Source organism: Streptomyces sp. NPDC014995 (assembly GCF_043080745.1).
Lineage (GTDB): Bacteria > Actinomycetota > Actinomycetes > Streptomycetales > Streptomycetaceae > Streptomyces.
Genome location: NZ_JBIBVX010000010.1, coordinates 257003 through 276044 on the forward strand (window position 1 = coordinate 257003; position 19042 = coordinate 276044).

Annotated in this window: 16 protein-coding genes; 13 read left to right on the plus strand and 3 right to left on the minus strand. The window is 69.4% G+C overall.

Features of this window, described 5'->3' with window-relative positions:
• Window position 1: 1 nt before the first annotated feature.
• From ACF1A1_RS21645 to ACF1A1_RS21690, 10 genes are all read left to right on the plus strand, one after another.
• Window positions 2-949 (plus strand): DnaJ C-terminal domain-containing protein, encoded by a 948-nt coding sequence (locus ACF1A1_RS21645; RefSeq protein ID WP_392001915.1) that lies wholly within the window; start codon window positions 2-4, stop codon window positions 947-949.
• Window positions 949-1356 carry a chaperone modulator CbpM gene (locus tag ACF1A1_RS21650; protein ID WP_392001916.1) on the plus strand — a complete coding sequence of 136 codons (408 nt, stop codon included), beginning with the start codon at window positions 949-951 and terminating at the stop codon, window positions 1354-1356. Before ACF1A1_RS21645 ends, ACF1A1_RS21650 begins: the two co-directional genes overlap by 1 nt.
• The gene (clpB, locus tag ACF1A1_RS21655; RefSeq protein WP_392001918.1) at window positions 1347-3986 is read left to right on the plus strand and encodes an ATP-dependent chaperone ClpB; all 2640 of its coding nucleotides are present in this window, start codon (window positions 1347-1349) and stop codon (window positions 3984-3986) included. The genes ACF1A1_RS21650 and clpB overlap by 10 nt, the downstream gene beginning before the upstream one ends.
• Entirely contained in the window at window positions 3983-4441 is a 459-nt protein-coding gene (gene trxA, locus ACF1A1_RS21660) for a thioredoxin (protein ID WP_392001919.1), read from the plus strand. The genes clpB and trxA overlap by 4 nt, the downstream gene beginning before the upstream one ends.
• A 6-nt stretch (window positions 4442-4447) precedes the next feature.
• The gene (locus tag ACF1A1_RS21665) at window positions 4448-4711 is read left to right on the plus strand and encodes a UBP-type zinc finger domain-containing protein (protein WP_359636245.1); all 264 of its coding nucleotides are present in this window, start codon (window positions 4448-4450) and stop codon (window positions 4709-4711) included.
• Window positions 4711-6492, plus strand: a complete 1782-nt coding sequence (locus tag ACF1A1_RS21670) for an FAD-dependent oxidoreductase (RefSeq protein ID WP_392001920.1) — start codon at window positions 4711-4713, stop codon at window positions 6490-6492. The genes ACF1A1_RS21665 and ACF1A1_RS21670 overlap by 1 nt, the downstream gene beginning before the upstream one ends.
• Before the next feature lie 47 nt (window positions 6493-6539).
• Entirely contained in the window at window positions 6540-7037 is a 498-nt protein-coding gene (locus tag ACF1A1_RS21675; protein WP_392001921.1) for an Hsp20/alpha crystallin family protein, read from the plus strand.
• A 474-nt stretch (window positions 7038-7511) separates the two neighbouring features.
• Window positions 7512-9440 (plus strand): MFS transporter, encoded by a 1929-nt coding sequence (locus tag ACF1A1_RS21680; protein WP_392001923.1) that lies wholly within the window; start codon window positions 7512-7514, stop codon window positions 9438-9440.
• A gap of 40 nt (window positions 9441-9480) precedes the next feature.
• Window positions 9481-9873, plus strand: coding sequence for a DUF2267 domain-containing protein (locus ACF1A1_RS21685; protein ID WP_392001925.1), 393 nt, complete (start codon window positions 9481-9483; stop codon window positions 9871-9873).
• Window positions 9874-9907: 34 nt separating this feature from the next.
• Window positions 9908-10336 (plus strand): DUF2267 domain-containing protein, encoded by a 429-nt coding sequence (locus ACF1A1_RS21690; RefSeq protein ID WP_356917601.1) that lies wholly within the window; start codon window positions 9908-9910, stop codon window positions 10334-10336.
• A gap of 64 nt (window positions 10337-10400) precedes the next feature.
• Here the strand turns inward: ACF1A1_RS21690 and ACF1A1_RS21695 are convergent, their stop codons facing one another.
• A complete protein-coding gene (locus ACF1A1_RS21695; RefSeq protein ID WP_392001926.1) occupies window positions 10401-11594 on the minus strand; it encodes a PP2C family protein-serine/threonine phosphatase in 1194 nt (397 codons plus the stop codon).
• 148 nt (window positions 11595-11742) lie between these two features.
• Window positions 11743-12192 carry a DUF1931 family protein gene (locus tag ACF1A1_RS21700; RefSeq protein WP_392001927.1) on the minus strand — a complete coding sequence of 150 codons (450 nt, stop codon included), beginning with the start codon at window positions 12190-12192 and terminating at the stop codon, window positions 11743-11745.
• A gap of 540 nt (window positions 12193-12732) precedes the next feature.
• Here ACF1A1_RS21700 and ACF1A1_RS21705 point away from each other — a divergent pair.
• Window positions 12733-13866, plus strand: a complete 1134-nt coding sequence (locus ACF1A1_RS21705) for a hypothetical protein (RefSeq protein WP_392001928.1) — start codon at window positions 12733-12735, stop codon at window positions 13864-13866.
• A 244-nt stretch (window positions 13867-14110) separates the two neighbouring features.
• Window positions 14111-16285, plus strand: coding sequence for an FUSC family protein (locus tag ACF1A1_RS21710; protein ID WP_392001930.1), 2175 nt, complete (start codon window positions 14111-14113; stop codon window positions 16283-16285).
• On the opposite strand, the gene ACF1A1_RS21715 is transcribed toward ACF1A1_RS21710, so the two are convergent.
• Window positions 16259-16795 (minus strand): phosphate-starvation-inducible PsiE family protein, encoded by a 537-nt coding sequence (locus tag ACF1A1_RS21715; protein ID WP_392001931.1) that lies wholly within the window; start codon window positions 16793-16795, stop codon window positions 16259-16261. The genes ACF1A1_RS21710 and ACF1A1_RS21715 overlap by 27 nt on opposite strands.
• 449 nt (window positions 16796-17244) lie before the next feature.
• On the opposite strand from ACF1A1_RS21715, the gene ACF1A1_RS21720 reads away from it, so the two are divergent.
• The gene (locus tag ACF1A1_RS21720; protein ID WP_392001933.1) at window positions 17245-18402 is read left to right on the plus strand and encodes an acetate/propionate family kinase; all 1158 of its coding nucleotides are present in this window, start codon (window positions 17245-17247) and stop codon (window positions 18400-18402) included.
• Window positions 18403-19042: the final 640 nt, after the last annotated feature.

The following is a 19042-nucleotide window of genomic DNA, read 5'->3' on the forward strand; positions in this document are numbered from 1 at the left end:
CATGACACGGGACTTCTACGAGGTGCTGGGCGTGTCACGGACCTCGAGCCAGGACGAGATCCAGCAGGCATATCGCCAACTCGCCCGCAAGTACCACCCGGACGTCAACAAGGACCCGGGGGCGGAGGAACGCTTCAAGGACCTCAACGAGGCGTACAGCGTCCTTTCGGACCCCAAGACACGGGCCCGTTACGACCGCTTCGGTGAGGACTTCCGCAAGATCCCCGAGGACTTCGACGAACGGGTCGCGGCCGGAGCGGGCGGCGGCTTCCGCGCTCGGAGGACCGCTGGTGCGGGCGGCCCCCGCGTCCGGTACACCGGCTTCGGCGACGACTTCGCAGCGGAGGGCGTCGACATCGAGGACCTGCTCGGCTCGCTCTTCGGAGCAGGCGCCGCCCCCGGCGGTGTACCAGGGGCCGACCAGGAGGCCGAGCTGCCGCTCACCGTCGAGGAGGCGTACAGGGGCGGCCGCCGCACCCTCACGCTCGCCGGTCCCACCGGGCAGCCGCGGCGGTACGAGGTCGACGTACCGCCCGGCGTCACCGATGGGCAGCGCATCCGTCTGGCGGGCGAGGGCGGCCGGGGCAGTGGTGACGCGCCCGCGGGCGACCTGTACCTGCGGGCGCGTATCCAGCCCCACCCCCGGTTCCGGCTGGACGGCCGCGACGTCCACGTACAGGTCCCCGTCACCCCCTGGGAGGCGGCCCTGGGTGCGACCGTGCCGGTGCCCACCCCCGGCGGCGGCACGGCCAAGGTCACGGTGCCCGCGGGCTCGTCCAGCGGCCGGCGACTGCGGCTGCGCGGCGAGGGCATGCCGAACCCGCGTGGCGCGAGCGGTGACCTGTACGCCGAACTCCGTGTCATGGTGCCGCCCGCCCTCGGCGACCGGGAGCGCGAGCTGTTCGAGGAGCTCGCCGCCACCTCTTCGTACGACCCCAGGAGGACGTGATGAGCGACCGACCCTCATGGGCGGCGACCGGCGGTCGGACCGCCCGGGCCGACGCGGGCGGGCGTCCCGCACGGACGAGCGCCGGGTCAACGGCCGTGCGGTACGCGCTCGTCCCCGCCCCCAGGCTCTCCCTGGACACCGTGGCCCGCCGCTCGGGCCTCCATCCCGACATGGTCCGCCGGTTCGTCGCCCTCGGACTGGTCGACGCCGAACGCGACGCCGCGGGGCACCTCGTGTTCGACCCCGCGGCCCCGGCGGTCCTCGCCCGCGTCCAGCGGCTGCGCTCCGGACTCTGCCTCAACTACGCATCCATCGGTCTGGTGCTCGACCTGCTCGACCGCATCAGCCTGCTCGAAGCCGCACTGCGCGACCGCGGCAGGAGGAGTGACTCACCCCCATGGACATGAACCGTCTCACCCAGAAGTCACAGGAAGCCCTCCAGGAGGCGCAGACCGCCGCCGTCCGCATGGGCCAGACCGAGGTAGACGGTGAGCACCTGCTGCTCGCGCTCCTCGACCAGGAGGACGGCCTGATCCCCCGGCTGCTGCAACAGGCGGGCAGGGAGCCCGGGGAGCTCAGTGCGGCTGTGCGGGAAGAGCTTTCCCGCCGGCCCAAGGTGACCGGCCCGGGTGCTGCGCCGGGCCAGGTGTTCGTCACCCAGCGCCTGTCCCGGCTGCTCGACGCGGCTGAGCGGGAGGCCAAACGACTCAAGGACGAGTACGTCTCCGTGGAGCACCTCCTGCTCGCCCTGGCCGAGGAGGGCTCGTCCACCGCCGCCGGACGGCTTCTCAAGGAGCACGGCATCACCCGGGACTCGTTCCTGAGCGCGCTCACCCAGATCCGCGGCAACCAGCGCGTGACCTCGGCCAACCCCGAAGTGGCGTACGAGGCCCTGGAGAAGTACGGCCGCGACCTGGTCGCCGAGGCCAGGGACGGCAAACTCGACCCGGTCATCGGCCGGGACGCCGAGATCCGCCGCGTCACCCAGATCCTCAGCCGCAAGACCAAGAACAACCCGGTCCTCATCGGCGACCCCGGCGTCGGCAAGACCGCCATCGTCGAGGGCCTCGCCCAGCGCATCGTCCGCGGCGACGTGCCCGAAGGACTGCGCGACAAGACCGTGTTCGCACTCGACATGGGCTCCCTGGTGGCCGGGGCAAAGTACCGGGGTGAGTTCGAGGAACGCCTCAAGGCCGTGCTGTCCGAGGTGAAGGCCGCCCAGGGGCACATCCTGCTCTTCGTCGACGAACTCCACACCGTCGTCGGCGCGGGCGCCGCCGAAGGAGCCATGGACGCGGGCAACATGCTCAAGCCGATGCTCGCCCGCGGCGAACTCCACATGATCGGTGCCACCACCCTCGACGAGTACCGCAAGCACATCGAGAAGGACGCCGCCCTCGAACGCCGCTTCCAGCAGGTCCTGGTCGACGAGCCGAGCGTGGAGGACACCATCTCCATCCTGCGCGGACTGCGCGAACGCCTGGAGATCTTCCACGGCGTGAAAATCCAGGACACCGCGCTGGTATCCGCGGCCACCCTCAGCCACCGCTACATCACCGATCGGTTCCTGCCCGACAAGGCCATCGACCTCGTCGACGAAGCCTGCGCCCGGCTGCGTACCGAGATCGACTCGATGCCCGCCGAACTCGACGAGATCACCCGCCGCGTCACCCGCCTGGAGATCGAGGAGGCCGCCCTCTCCAAGGAGACCGACCCCGCGAGCAAAACCCGCCTGGAGGAGCTGCGCAGGGAACTGGCCGACCTGCGCGGCGAGGCCGACGCCAAACACGCCCAGTGGGAGGCCGAACGGCAGGCGATCCGCCGCGTGCAGGAGCTGCGCCAGGAACTGGAGCAGGTCCGCCACGAGGCGGAGGAGGCAGAACGCGCCTACGACCTCAACCGCGCCGCCGAACTGCGCTACGGCCGCCTCCAGGATCTGGAGCGCCGGCTTGCCGCAGAGGAGGAGCAACTGGCCGCGAAGCAAGGGGAGAACCGGCTGCTGCGCGAGGTCGTCACCGAGGAGGAGATCGCCGAGATCGTCGCCGCCTGGACCGGCGTTCCCGTCGCCCGCCTCCAGGAGGGCGAACGTGAGAAGCTGCTGCGCCTCGACGAGATCCTGCGCGAGCGCGTCATCGGCCAGGACGAGGCCGTTCAGCTCGTCGCCGACGCCATCATCCGCGCCCGCTCCGGTATCCGCGACCCTCGCCGCCCCATCGGCTCGTTCATCTTCCTCGGCCCCACCGGCGTCGGGAAGACCGAGCTGGCCAAGACCCTCGCCCGGGCTCTGTTCGACTCCGAGGAGAACATGGTCCGCCTCGACATGAGCGAGTACCAGGAGCGGCACACCGTCAGCCGGCTGATGGGGGCCCCGCCCGGGTACGTCGGCTACGAGGAAGGCGGACAGCTCACCGAGGCCGTACGCCGCAAGCCGTACTCGGTGGTGCTGTTCGACGAGATCGAGAAGGCGCACACCGACGTCTTCAACACCCTGCTGCAGATCCTCGACGACGGCCGCATCACCGACGCCCAGGGCCGCACCGTCGACTTCCGCAACAGCGTGATCATCATGACGTCCAACATCGGCTCCGAGCACCTCCTCGACGGCGCCACCGCGGAGGGTGAGATCAAGCCGGACGCCCGCGCCCTGGTGATGGGTGAGCTGCGCGGGCACTTCCGCCCGGAGTTCCTCAACCGCGTCGACGACATCGTACTGTTCAAGCCGCTCGGCGAGCGGCAGATCGAGCGGATCGTGGAGCTGCAGTTCGACGAGCTGCGACGCCGCCTCGCCGAGCGTCGCATCACCGTTGAACTCACCGAAACAGCCCGAGAGTTGATCGCCCACCAGGGCTACGACCCGGTGTACGGCGCCCGGCCGCTGCGGCGTTACATCTCCCACGAGGTCGAGACGCTGGTCGGGCGCGCCCTGCTGCGCGGCGACGTACAGGACGGCGCGAAGGTCCGCGTCGACGCCGAGCACGGCGAGCTGGTGGTCACCTACGACCAGCCCGAGGACGAGAAGGGAGCGAGGGCGGCATGAGCACCGTGCAGGCCACCAACATCACCTGCCCGCACTGCGGGCGCACCAACCGGGTACCCGTGGCCGCCGAGGGCCGCCCCACGTGCGGCAACTGCAAACAGCCGCTGCCGTGGATGGCCGACGCGGGCGACGACGACTTCACCGAGGTCGTCGAGCAGGCCACCGTGCCCGTCGTCGTCGACCTGTGGGCCACCTGGTGCGGCCCCTGCCGCATGGTGAGCCCCGCGCTGGAGAAGGTCGCCGCCGATCTCGCGGGAAAGATCAAGCTGGTCAAGGTCGACATCGACAAGAACCCGCGGCTGGCGCAGCGGTTCGAGGTCCAGGCGGTACCGACGCTGTTGGTCCTCGACAAAGGACAGACCATCGCACGGCAGGCGGGTGCCGCACCTGCCCCTGCCCTGCAGCGGTGGGTGGAGCAGTCGATCGCGGGACGCGAACCGGCCGGGAAAGGATGATCAGCCATGACCGTACGAACCGACCCCCACCTCGCGCTTGTCCGGCCGGTCCAGCCACTGACGCCCGAAGGGTGTCAAGAGTGTCTGCTGCTCGGCTCCCCGTGGGTCCACCTCAGGCTCTGCCTGACCTGCGGCCACGTCGGCTGCTGCGATTCCTCGCCGAACCGGCACGCGCGCCGTCACGCCGCCGCCGACGGCCACCCGATCGTGGCGTCGCTGGAGCCCGGCGAGGACTGGCGGTGGTGCTTCGCCCACGAGGCGTTCGTGTGATGGCCGGCGACGAGACGCGGCCGGGCGCAGCGCCTGTGCCGGCCGAGGCGGAGGAGAGCGTCCCCTTCGAGACCGCTGACATCTACGGCGCCTATCCCCGCCTGCCGGATGACCAGATGGCCCGTTTGGCGCAGCACGGTCGGCGGCGCGCTGTTGACGCCGGTGATGTGCTGATCCGGGAGGGGGAGCCGTGCGAGACGTTCTACGTCGTCCTCAGTGGTTCGGTCGCCATCGTCGAGGGCTACGGCACGACCGGTGAACACCTGCTGCGTGTGCACGGCCCCGGCCGCTTCATCGGGGAACTCGGTCTCCTGAACGGGCAGGTGGCCCTCTACACCGCCGTGATCAGGGACCCCGGTGAGGTCCTCGCCCTGTCCATGGATCAGCTGCGTGACCTGGTGACCCGGGACTCCGTCCTTGGCGATGTGGTTCTGCGCGCCTGCCTGGGCCGGCGCGCTTTGCTCGTCGGGCAGGGCGCCGGTTTCCGCATCATCGGCTCGCGCTATTCGCCCGATACCCGGCGGCTGCGCGAGTTCGCCGCCCGCAACCGGCTGCCGCACCGCTGGATCGATCTGGAGACCGACGAGGAGGCCGACGAGTTGCTGCGCCGCTTCGGCGTCGGCCCGGCGGAGACACCGCTCGTCATCTGGCGGGACACCACTCTGCTGCGCAACCCCAGCAACGCGGAACTGGCCCGGCTCATGGGCCTGCCCTCGCTGCCTGCCCGAAATCATCACGGCGATCTCCTGATCATCGGCTCCGGACCCGCTGGTCTCGCCGCCGCGGTGAACGCCGCCTCGGAGGGCCTGGACACAACCGTGGTCGAGGCCATGGCCAGCGGCGGCCAGGCCGCCACGTCGTCCCGCATCGAGAATCTGCTCGGCTTCCCCTCCGGCATCTCCGGCGCCGAACTCACCGAACGCGCTGTGCTCCAGGCCGACAAGTTCGGCGCCAGGATCAGCGTCCCGGCGGAGGCGGCTCAGGTCGAACCGCGGGACGGGCACTACGCCGTCGGGTTCGCCGACAGCAGCGAGGTCACCGCCCGCACAGTCGTCCTGGCCACCGGCGCTCGCTACCGCCGCCTCCAGGTGCCCGGTATCGAACGCCTGGAGGGAACGAGCGTCCACTACTCGGCGACCGTCTACGAGGCCCAGCAGTGCCGCACCGACCCGGTGGCCGTCGTCGGTGGAGGCAACTCCGCAGGCCAGGCCGTGCTCTTCCTGGCCGGTTACGCACCGCAGGTGTATCTGCTCGTCCGTGGGCCGAACCTCGAGTCGCACATGTCCCGCTATCTGATCGATCAGGTCGAGCGCCACCCGCGGGTGCGCGTGCTGCTGCACACCGAGATGACCGAGGCACTCGGCGACAAGGTGCTGGAGGCGGTCACCGTGGTCGACCACCGTAAAGGCGAGCATCGCCACCTCACGGTGCGCGCCCTGTTCGTCTTCACCGGCGCCGACCCCCACACCGAGTGGCTGTCCGGCGCGCTCGCCCTCGACGCGCGTGGCTTCGTGCTCACCGGCGCGGAGGCGCAGGCCTGCTCCGTCCCCGAACTGTGGCAGAGCCAGGGCCGCGACTGCCTGACGTTGGAGACCAGCCTGCCTGGCGTCTTCGCCGCAGGCGACGTCCGCAGCGGCTCGGTGAAACGCGTGGCCTCCGCCGTCGGCGAAGGCGCGATGAGCATCCACTTCGTGCACCGCTACCTGGGCCACACGGCCACGCCCGGCGCCACCGACAGCTCACCGCACACCCGTCCAAAGGAGTCCGCTTGGCTCGCATGACACCCAGCGGGCGACGAGATCACGAGAAGGAGAAGGAGGCGATGGGAATGGCCACGCCCGTCCGGCGCCACCGCGGTGGCGCAGTGCAGGACAGGCCCCTTGGCTGGGCACGCAATCCGCTGACGGAGTTCGACCAACTGCTCAGCGAGATGAGCGGACTGATCGAATCCACGGTGGGAGGCGCGGCGCCCGCAGTCGCGTGGACACCCCTCGCGGATGTCACGGAGGCCGACGACGCCTTCCACATCGAGATCGAACTCCCCGGCGTCAAGAGCAAGGACATCGACGTCGAAGCGAACGGCCAGGAGCTGGTGGTCACCGGAGAGATCAAGGAGAAGGAACGCAAAGGCGTCCTGCGCCGGAGCACCCGCCGCACCGGAGCCTTCGAGTACCGGCTGCGGCTGCCCGGAGAGGTCGACACCGAAAAGATCAATGCGCAGATGTCGGATGGGCTGCTCACCATCACCGTCCCCAAGGCCGAGGTCGCAAAGCCCCGGCACGTCGAGATCAGCGAGACGAGTGAAAGCACCGGGAGCAGCGGCTGAGACGCGAACGCCGCGGTTCCGGACACCCGTCCGGAACCGCGGCCGGGCCGGCGAGGCTCGACATCCGGGGTGACTCATGAATGACGTCCCTTATCACAACCCCTCACGGCGGCGGAGGCCAGGCATGTGGCTCACCACCGGCTCCCTTTCGGCGCCGCAGACGCCAGGCGCGCAGAAGCCGAAGGGGGAGCAGACCCAGCGGGGCTCGCCGGCCCATGTCCGCCTGGTCCTCGCGGTCGAATGCCACTGCGTAACGCTCGGCGTCCTGGGCCGTCGGATATCGCTTGCTTCCCTCCGCTCCGCACCCACGCGCGCAGTGCCAGAGCATCGTGTCGCCCTGATGGCGAAAGCGAAAACGGTGTCCCAGAAGGTGGCAGCGCAGCACAGAAGACCACCCTAGGCGGATCGGCCCATTCTGGCCTGTTCTGTCCCCCTCCAGGCAACGGCCCACGGCCCTGAACGAGGAGGCATGGCATGACCACCACCGCCGAACTCGGTGTCGTCACCACCAAGGTCCCCGCCCGGCTTGACCGGCTGCCGTGGTCCCGATTCCACTGGCGGATCGTCATCGGTCTGGGAACCGTCTGGATTCTGGACGGACTCGAAGTGACGATCGTCGGAGCGGTTGCCGCCCGTATGACCGAGCCGGGCAGCGGCATCAACCTGACCAGCGCCGACATAGGCACTGCTGCCGCCATCTACGTGGCAGGCGCATGTGCGGGCGCTCTCCTGTTCGGAAGGCTCACCGACCGCTACGGGCGCAAGAAGCTGTTCCTGCTCACGCTCGGCATCTACATCCTCGCCACCGTCGCGACCGCGTTCGCCCACGACGCCTGGTACCTCTACCTCGCCCGCTTCATCACGGGTATGGGCATCGGCGGAGAGTACGCCGCGATCAACTCGGCCATCGACGAGCTGATTCCGGCCCGCAACCGCGGGCAGGTGGATCTGGCCATCAACGGCAGCTACTGGGTCGGTGCGGCGCTCGGCAGCCTGGTCGCCGTTCTGCTTCTCAACGAGAGTCTGCTGGCAGCTGACCTCGGCTGGCGGCTGGCCTTCGGCCTGGGCGGCATCCTGGGCCTGGGCATCATGCTGGTACGCCGCCATGTGCCGGAGAGTCCGCGCTGGCTGTTCATCCACGGGCATCAAGCCGAGGCTGAACGCATCGTCGACCGGATCGAGGCCGAGGTGCGCCAAGAGACCGGCAGCGAGCTGCCGGAACCGGGCGAGGCGGTCACCGTACGGCAGCGCGACGTCATCCCGTTCAGGGAAATCGCCGGCGCGGCTCTGCGGCGGTACCCCCGTCGCGCCGTTCTCGGTCTGGCGCTCTTCGTCGGACAGGCGTTCCTGTACAACGCGATCGTCTTCGACCTGGGCACGATCCTGAACGGCTTCTTCGACATCGGCTCCGGCTCGATCCCCTACTTCCTGGCCCTCTTCGCCATCGCCAACTTCCTCGGGCCGCTCCTTCTCGGCCGACTGTTCGACACCGTCGGCAGAAAACCGATGATCGCGGGCACCTACTTCGGCTCGGCAGTCGTGGCAGCCGTCCTCGCCGTCCTGCTGGTCAACGGCTCCCTGACGACGTGGCCGTTCTTCCTGCTGGTCTCGCTGACCTTCTTCGTGGCGTCCGCGGGAGCGAGCTCGGCCTACCTGACAGTGAGCGAGGTCTTCCCCATGGAGACCCGAGCCCTGTCCATCTCGCTGTTCTTCGCGATCGGCACGGCCGTGGGCGGAATCACCGGCCCGCTGCTGTTCGGCCACTTGATTCACAGTGGCGATGCGGACCTGGTGGCCATCGGCTTCCTCGTCGGAGCGGCTGCCATGGCGCTGGGCGGGCTGGCCGAGGTCTTCTTCGGTGTCCGGGCCGAACAACAGTCCTTGGAGAACATCGCCCGGCCGCTCACCGCTGAGGAAGCCGAGGCAGCTTGGCGCGACGAGCCCGCGCCACAGGACGCACGAGACCGCCGCCGGCCCGAGCACGTCCGTCAGGCCGCCGACGAGCGGGAACGGCGGATCGCCGACCGCACTGCCCGCCGCCGGGAGCGGGAGCGCGCCGGAGCCCGCCGCTACCGCCCGGGCACCGGACCGGGCAGCCGGATGTACTCGCCGGGGATGGCCGGCACCGCGGGCACGGCAAGCCGTACGTCCGCCATGGCCGAACAACGCCTCGACGACGAGATCGAACAGATCACCCACGCGCTCCGAGAAACCGGCCCGACGAGCCGCGACCAACTCGAACAGGCCGTGGGCGGCCGTTCCTGGGGCCCCGGACGCTTCCACCGTGCCCTGCGTGAGTCCGAGCGTGAGTCCAGGGCCAAGAGCCTTGCCAACGGCAGCCACGCGCCGACGGACGGACGCGGCCAGGCCGACAGCGCACGCGACCCCCATGACCAGCGGTGACCCCTATGACCAGCGGTGGCCGGCGCAGAAGGAGGCAACGATGAAGTACGACGGATTCCTCGCCCACGTCCGCGAACGAGGCGAATACAAGGAACAGAGCGAAGCCGCGGACGTCACCAAGGCCGTGCTGGAAGTGCTGGCCCAACGGATCAGCCCGGGAGAGGTCAAGGACCTCGCATCCCAGCTGCCCGGCCCGCTGGGCCAGGTTCTGGACCGTGCCACGCCGCAGCAGGCGCAGAGCTTCGGGATCGAAGAGTTCTACCGCCGGGTCGCCGAGCGCACCGATGCCCGGCCGCGTACGGCGCAGTGGGACGCCAGCGCGGTCCTGACCACCGTTGCCGACGCTGTGACTGGCGGAGAACTGAATCAGATCATCAGCCAACTCCCCTCCAGTTACGCGGTCCTGTTCGGCAAGGCCGACCTCGCGGACTGAGCCGTGAGGCGTTCAGAACGAAAGGCCCACGAAAATGGTTGATACAGGTTTCTCCTCGTTCGACACCATGGTGGACAAGGCCAATCGGCTCCTCAAAGACGTCGAGGAGGCTTTCGAGTGGCCCAAAGAACGGCGTAAGCAGTCGTACGCGGCACTGCGGGCCGTGCTGCACCCGCTGCGGGATCGTCTCCCGGTCGAGACGGCCGTACAGTTCGGCGCCCAACTGCCGACCATCGTCAGAGGCGTCTACTACGACGGCTGGAGGCCTGCCGACACGCCCGTAAAGATGAGCAACGAGGAGTTCTTCGCACGGGTCCGGAGCGAATTCCCCTACGCCGTCGAAGGCGGCGACGAGAAGCTGGTGCGCACCGTATTGAAAACTCTGGAGCGCCATGTGAGCGCCGGCGAATGGCAGCACCTCAAATCTCGGGTGCCGAACTCGTTTGCCGCGCTCCTGCCGTGACCACCGACTCAGCGTCTGCGCCCGCGGAGTCCGGCGCCACGGCTGCGCCTTGGGGCTCTTGCGGTCAGGGATCAGGGGGCTGCCACTCGAACATCAAGATCGTGGCGTCGTCACTGAGTTCGTTGTGCTGATGCGCGAGGATGGCCCGGATGAGCAGGCGCAGCACTTCCGGGGCGCTCTGCCCTGCTGCGGTCGACCGGATGATGTAGTCGGTGAAGCGCTCCAGGCCGAACTCCTCGCCGGCCTCGTCACGTGACTCCACGACGCCGTCTGAGTAGAGCAGTATTCGGTCACCGGGTTCCAGGCTGACGTCGTGCACCTGACGGGCGGTCCCGGCGAGATTGGCAGGCAGCCCCAAAGGAGGCTCAGGTGGCCGCTCCAATGCCTTGTGGAGCAGCCGGTGGTGACGGATGAGCAACGGAGGCGGGTGACCGCAGTTGCACCACCGCAGCACACCCGTGGGCATGTTCAATTGTGTGAAGACACCCGTGCAGAACTGCTCCGGAAGCCACTTCGCCAGCGCCTCGTCCACGGTGCCCACGAGTTCGTTCAGTTCTGCCCCGCTGCGCCGGGCGTTACGGCAGCCTGCCATGGCGACAGAGGTGGCAAGTCCGGACGCCAGATCGTGCCCCATGCCGTCAAGGATGGTGGCGTGCAGAACGTCCTCGGTGAACGCATGGTCGAAAGCATCGCCGCCCAGTTCGTACGCAGGCTCCAGAACCGCCGTCGACACGACCCGCCCGGTGCCGATCGACCGGGGAGGGAGAAATGCCCTCACCATCTCCGTGGGCAGGTGCATCGGCCTGGTACGCATGCGCTGCGCGATGGTGTCGCTGTAGGTGCGCTTGGACGTGATGATCAGTGCGAGGAGCAGCGCCACCGTTCGGCAGCGCCGTAGCTTGAGCCCGTCCAGGGTGCTCATGTTCAGCTCCACGACGCCCAGCCGCTCCGCTCCGTCGGCCAGGGGCAGCCATACCTTCAGCCCGCCGGAGGGCACTTCTTCCACTCGGAGAGAGTCGGTGCGGTAGGCCCATCCGGCCAGCGAAGTGTCGAGCTCCAGTTCCGGCTCGCCTTCGACTAGCGGCAACAGCAGTCTCTGCTGGATGTCGATCAGGTAGATAACCACCCTGCCCATACCCATGGCCTCGGCATACCGGTTCAGGGCCACGGGCAGTTCCGCAGGTGATGCCAGCTGGGCTGCTCTGACCAGTTCCTCCAGCAGCCGCTCACCGGACCCGACGGACATGTCCCTGTCCATGCCTTCGATGATCCCTTCGAGGACGCGACGTCACCATCTGAACTCTCCGACGCCCGAGCTGGGGCCGATCAGGTCGCTGCGCAGCCGAGGAAGCAGAACGCGCTGACGGTGCTCGGCCGTGGCCTGCACCGCCTGTTCCGGTCGCCACTCACAGCAGGAGGTCGAAGACGGCTCGAGCCTCGTCCCAGTGCTGGGTCTGGGGGTTTTTCAGGTCGGGGTGGAGGATCTTGAAGCTCTGGGCAAGGGCCAGGCTGAGTCCGCCGATGATGTCCGGGTAGGCCGCCTCGGTCTCGCCATCGGGCGTGCGGTCCAGAGCGGGATGGGCGGCGAGCTGTTCCAGGATCGGCTTGAGTTCTATTTCCTGGTCGATCTTCCGGAAGTGGTGAATGCTCTCCTGCAGGCCTTTCGTGATCGGCAGGTCACTGGTCCGGATGATGTCGCGCCCGTTGGCCTTGGCAGTGGCCTGGGCGACGGTGAGCAGATCGTAGAGCTTGGCGTCGACGAAATCGCTGTGGCGCTTGAGATCGTTCTTGTCGACGTTGAGTCCTGCGGCCGCGCGAAAGAACCTCTCGAATCTGGCGATGGACATCACGGTCATGACGGCAACCTCCGGCTGCGGGCGCCGGGTCGCTCCCGGCGCCTGGGGTTCTCAGCCAGCCTGGCCGACGGGGGCGCGCGAACGCATGCGCACGTCGGGCCCAATTAGCCTCCCTGTATTGCCCTGCCAGGCCCAGGCGTCCCACTCCCGGGTTGTCGGAGGGGCGTGCGGACCGACAGCAGGGCCCACCGGGCAGACCCGGGAGCGCTCGGGAGAGCCGGTGAGCAGCAGCCAGGACCGGGTGCCGCGGCCCACCCCGCCCACCAGCAGTCGCGCCGGGCAGGACGTAGCGCTCTGCCTCCCAGGCGTTCTGAGTTCTCCCGCGTAGCAGGGCCTTGTGGGGTTCCGGCTCCCGGGCGGATACCGAAGCGGGGTAGGCGGGTGGCGCGGCGTGCGGTGCGGTGCCAGGGCGATGCCCGGGAGATCCGGCCGTACCGCACCTGCAGGCGGAGGCTGGCGTATCACGTGGTGTGGACGTTACCGCGGCGGCGTCTGCGGGCACTCGGGACCGGCGGGGCAGCCGACGAGGAGGGTCCGGCCATGCAGGTGTCGTCTCAGGGCGTTACGGTCGTGGCTCTCCTTGCGGATCCGGACGCGCCGACGGAGATCGCTCAGCGCATGGCCCGGACGCTTCCTGATCGGCTCACCGACAAGTCGGACCGGGGGCGACGGTTCGACGTCGAGGTGGTCAGTGAGCCCTTCACCTCGGGGACGGAGGACCCGCCGACCTTGATGCGCAGGATCATGGACCGCGGGAGTGCGGAGAACTGGGACATCGTCGTGGCCCTCACCGACCTTCCGCTGCACTCCCACGGGCGCAAGCTGGCTGTGAATCTGAATCACGAACACGGCTTGGCGCTGCTCTCTCTTCCTTCACTGGGGGGCCTGCGGCTGCAGACGAGGGCCCGGCGGGCTGTCGAAGAAGCCGTGCTCGACATGGCGAGGCCGCAGACCGATGGGGCTGAAGGAACTCCGCGAAGTCAGCCACTTCCGGGGCCCTCCGTCGATCGCCTCGCCCCTTCTCATCCAGGCAGGACCGATGAGAAGGAGACCGACGATCTTCGGTACGTCGTCAGTGGGCCGCGCGGTTACCTGCGGGTGCTCGCCGGTATGGTCCGCGCCAACCGGCCGTGGCGGCTGGTGCCGGGCTTGTCGAAAGCCCTGGCGGCCGCACTCGCCACGGGAGCGGTCGCCACCGTGAACTCCACCGTCTGGACCCTGGCCTCGTCCCTCAGCACGCCACGCCTCGTGATAGCCATGGTCGGATCTGTCGCGATCATGATCGGCTGGCTGATCATAGACGCGGATCTGTGGCATCGATCAACAGAGAGCTCGCCGGAGGCGAGGCAGAGGGCGCGGCTGTACAACGCCTCGACGGTCCTGACCCTGGGTATTGGCGTGCTCGTCTGCTATGTGGGGTTGCTGGTCATCAACTTGGTGTGGGCGCTGTTCATCCTCAACGGCCAAGCCTTCACCGCCGTGACACGAACTCCACTGCACGCCGCGGAGTACTGGACGGTGGCCTGGTTCGTCGCTTCGGTCGCCACCGTGGGTGGCGCGCTGGGATCAGGCTTGGAGAGCGACGAGGCGATCCGGGCAGCCGCCTACTCCAAGCGCGAACAGGAACGTCGCCACACGCTCCAAGACGAGCACGGTGACCAGCCCTCGAAGTGAACCGACACCGGCACAACTGGCTCCCGGCCACGTGTTCGGCATCGCAGCTCACCGAGTCCCGCGTACCGGGACTCATGGTCGCCTGCGGCGGTCATCCGGACCAATCAACGCCCGCTGAATTGGGGCCGCTCCACAACAGCCGGGAGGTCGGCTCGGGGGTGCGCGTCCGCCGAGCGCGGTGCCGTCAGGAGGCTGCGGCGCGGCCGACGCGCCCCGGCAGGGCGTTCCGGCTAGGCTCACATGAGTGAGGTGGCTGCGGACCTTCGGGGAGGTCGTGCGATCCGGGCTCACGATCGAGGAGGCGCGGCTGGAGCCCCTGCTCGCGCTGCGTACGGCTGCTGGGGTGGCGATCGTCATCGGGTCGGCGCTGTGGCTGGTCTCCCCTGCGTACGCCGCGTCCGCCGCCCTCGGTGCCTACTCCGCGGGTGCGGCCACCTTCCAGCGCACTTGGCGTCCGCGCAAGGTGATCGCGCTCGGCGCGGGCGCGGGTCTGGCGCTCAGCACCTTCGTGGGCTACCTGGCGGCGGGACGACTCGTGACGCTCCTCCCGCTGCTGGCCGTATGGGCCTTTGCCGCGGGGATGGCGTGGTCCCTCGGATCGACTGCTGGGATCGTCGCAGCGACGACGGTCGGCAGCATGCTGGTGACCATCACCCTGCCCACCAGCGTCGGGCGGGCCCTGGAACACGCCGGGGTCATCGCGCTCGGAGGCGTGGCGCAGGCCGCGCTGATCTTGCTGTTCCCGATTCGCCGCTGGGGGGCGCATCGTGACGCGCTGGCCGAAGCTCTGGCCGCCGTGGCTGACTACGCCCGCCGGCTGCGGCACGACCCGACCGCGCCGTTCGACCCGGAGCCGCTGATGACGGCCCGGGACGCGGCCGCCGTGACGCCATCACAGGCCCGCACCCGGCCCCCCGTCCTCCACGGCCCGCGGGGCCTCGCCGAGCGCATCCTACCGGTCGTCGCCGCGCTCGCCGACCCGGACGTCGGCGCCCCGGCGGAGGGATCCGGGCGGGATCGCGCACGGGAGTTGCTCGATGCGGCCGCCGACGTCCTGGACGCGGCCGCCCGTTCGATCCGCCGCGGCACTCCCGCCGAGGTGCCGCCCGCGGGCGCGGAGGTCCTGCGCGTCGACGAGGAGGGCGAGGTGTTGGAGGGGCCCGCCCGCCAGGCCGCCGAACGGCTCGTGGAACTGCTCGCCGAGGCGTTGGAGATCGCCGGGAGCGGCGGGGCGCGCGACAAGGCGCCTGCGCCGCCCGGGCCCGCGAGCGCCCAGTTCTTGGTGCGCCCGACCATGCTCCGGCTGCTCCCGGTCGTCGTCCGGGCGGTCCGCCGGGAGCTCCGCCGGGACTCGCCCGTGTTCCGGCACGCCGTCCGCCTGGCGGCAGTGGCCACGCTCGGCTATCTGATCGCTTCCCGGCTGCCACTGGAGCACGGCTACTGGGCGCCCATCGCCTCGGTGATGGTGATGCGGCCGGACTTCCACCAGACGTACGCGCGTGCGGTGGGCCGTCTCGCCGGGACCCTGGCGGGGGTCGCTCTCGCCACCGGCATGGTGCAGGCCCTGGGCCCGGACGCCCCTGTGTTCGGCGCCCTGGCGGTGGTCTCGGCGGCCCTGTCGTACACGCTGCTCCGTACCGGCTACGCCTACTCCCAGTGCTTCACTGCCGCGTACGTCGTCTTCCTGCTCGGCATGGGCGGCCAGGCATGGGAGCAGACGGTCCCGGAGCGGGTGGTGCTCACCCTGCTCGGCGGGGCCCTGGCGATGCTGGCGTACGTGGTGTTCCCCGCATGGGAGACTCCCCGGCTGCTGGGCCGACTGGCGGACTGGCTCGCCGCCGACGGCCGCTACGCGGCCGCAGTGCTCCGCAGCTACGCCGAACCGACCCGGGAGCATCGCGCCGACATGCGCAGGGCCTTGCTGGCGAGCAGGGAGGCACGCGCCGCCTGGCAGGCGGCCTACGACCAGGCAAGGCAGGAACCGGTCGGCCCCAGAGGTCTGACATCGCGCGAGGCGGAGGAGGCGCAGGAGGCGCTCCAGGGACTTGACCGGGCGGCGATGCTCATGGAGAGCCACGTCCCGCGGGCCGGCAGTCGTTTCGCCCCCGAGGCGGAGCGGTTCGCCGAGGCATTGGAGGCAGATACCGCGCGGGCGGCGGTCGATGTGCGTGAGCACAGGAATCCGGACTGGGGGCGCGTGGAGGAGGCGCTCCACGCGTGGGAGGGCGCCGCCGGGGACCGGAGCCCGGTGCTTCGGCGCGGGGCAGAGCTGCAGAAGCGGGCCCTGGAGGACCTCGCGGCAGCAGTGGGCCGCACACCCCTGGAACGGGACGTCAGCTCAGCTCGCGAGGAGCAACGGGTGCGGGCGGCCGTGGCTGGGGAAGGTGACGGATCAGGACCCGCGCACCGGGGTGGGTGACGGTTCCGGCGACCGTGAGCGCCGCGCCTCCTGGAGCGGGACGTAGTCTCCCGGCCGTGTCGAGCGCCGCCACACGTACACCGCTGTCGCCATCACGAGAATCAGCCCCGCCAGGACGAGCAGTTCGATCCCCTCGACGTTCCACCGGAAGGACTTCTCCGCCTCGGCCGTCACGATGAGCACCTTGCGGATGCCGGCAATCAGGCCGACGACGAGGAACGGCTCCGCGTCGAGGGTCCGGTTCCTGATGGTGAGGCGGACTGTGTGGAGCAGCTCGGCCACGATGAACAGCACCAGGCTGCTGTCCAGGGCGGAGAGAACGACCGTCTCCTCGCGGTACGGCCCTTGGACCGACCGGATGACGTCATGGACGACCCCGACGGTCAGGATCCCCGCGAGCAGTACGAGGAGCGCCGCGACGACGAGGTGGATGCCGTCCTCGATGAGCTGTAGGAGGCCCTGTACCCGGCCGCCCTCGATCTTCGGGAGAATGGGTCGCACAGTCAGCATGTTAGGAGTGCCCCGGCCCGCAGGCGCTGCGTGCTGGGCGAACGGGTGGACGGGCGGATCCCTCCCTGTCGTGGCAGCCTGGGGAAGCGGCGGAGCACGACAGGCCTGCCATGCAGCAGGCACCACCAGGTAACCCGACGCGGATACAAACGGCAGGAACCTGCGGCCCGTCCTGGCGCCGACCCGGGGTCTGCCCTCCGATTCGGCCCGGGACCTCGCCCCGGCCTGCGGGAGGAACCGCGCCGCCGCACCGCCAGGCGGACACCGATGGTGCCCCCTTGCGGCGAGCGAGCAGGTCGACGTGTCCGACGTGGCCGGAACGTCGGCACCGCCTGGAGGACGGCGGCTGGGACATCGGCGTCTTCCTGACCCAGGCCGACCATGAGGGCAGAGCGCACTCCGTGGCGGGCGCACCGTGCCGGAGGACGCAGGTGCACTGGAGGTGTGTGATGCGAGCTGACCGCTCCCACGAGAGCCGTGATGGTCACGTACTGGTCCTCGATGCCGGCTCTTCGAGCCTCCACATCGCTCTGTTCGCGGCGGACGGTGAACGGGTGGCGGAGCGAGACGCCTCGGAGCCTCCGGGGCCTGCTGCGGCGGCGGAACTGCGGAACTTCCTCAGCGAGGTGCCCGCTCCTGCGGCGGTTGGTCACCGCATCGTCCACAGCGGTCCGCACCTGACTGGACATACGCTGATCGACACACCCGTACGGGCTCTGCTGGCGGACGTCGCCGATCTCGCGCCGCTGCACGTGACCCCTGCCCTGCATGTGGTCGATGCCGCACGGGAACTCCTGCCCGACGTTCCTCATGTCGCCTGCTTCGACACTGTCTTTCACAAGGATCTGCCGGTACAGGCATGCACGTACGCGGTGCCGGAGCGATGGCGAGCCGAATACGGGCTGCGCCGGTACGGCTTCCACGGGCTTTCCTACGCGTGGGCACTGCAGAGGACGGCGCAGGCGTTGGGCCGACCCGTCGACAACCTCCAGGTCGTGCTCGTGCACATGGGCGGCGGCTGCTCGGCCTGCGCCGTCCGGAACGGACACAGCGTGGACACCACCATGGGCCTCACTCCGCTGGAAGGCCTGGTGATGAGCCGGCGCAGCGGCAGCCTCGACCCCGGCGCGCTGCTGTGGCTGCAGCGGCGGCACGGTCTGAGCACGGACGAATTGGATGACACACTTCACCGGCATTCCGGTCTGCTCGGCCTCTCCGGTACCTCAGGAGACACCCGGGACCTGGTGCGCGCCCGCGCGGAGGGTGATGCCGCGGCCGCGTTGGCGCTGGCGACGTTCACACTCAGCTGCCGCAGGGGCATCGCCTCGATGGCCGCCTCGCTGGACCGGCTGGACGCGCTGGTCTTCACCGGCGAGATCGGCGAGGACCAACCCGAGGTTCGCGAGGAGATCTGCTCGGCCCTGACTGTTCTCGGTGTACGAGGCGGGCTACTCGTCCCCGAACTGGAGGATTTGATGCGGGAAGGCCTCCGCCGCATCGATCAGGCGGTGAGAAGTGTCCCGGTCCTCGTGGTCGCAACCGGCGAGACACAGCAGATCGCCGTCGAGACCCGACGGGTGCTCGGCGTTGCTGACCGGACACGGTAGCTGTCACCAGTTGGACAAGTTTGTTGTCATGTCTGGTGCGTGGCCAGTCGTGTTGTTACCAGATAACGGACGTCGCCCTCGAGGACCACCACCTGGACGAGGCTCGGAGCCAGGGCTGAAGCGTGCTCGCTGTGGGCCCCGCGAGCGTCGTCACGGACCCCCACGCATGAGGGCAGATCGACACCCACAGTTGCGCCGGGCACAGCTGCGCGCGGTACACACCTGGCGGGTACCGTTCTCCCACGGCTTTGCCGACGCCGAGGCGCGTGCCCGGTGCACGGCGGAGGAGAGCGCGAGCTGGCGGAGCTTGCACCGCGGCACGAGAAGTACCCGCGCCGCCGTCGTGAAAGAAGAGCTCCACGAGGGATGGCTGGCGCCGCCCCTACATTGCCTGCTCGGACCGGGGTGACTGCCCTTCCAGCGGTAGGTCGATGCCGGCGAGCGTGAGATGGCTGTTTTCCCTTCGCTCTCCGGTTTCACCCTGGTGCCACATCGACCGCTTGTCCGCTGATACCGATGCCTCCGGCAGCAGTTCCCAGTGCAGATCTCCCGAGCCGGAGACAACGTGCCAGCCGATGAGACATGTGGCCAACCGATCGAGCACAGGGATGAGCTCCGCGGGAACGAGTCCGCACTCACG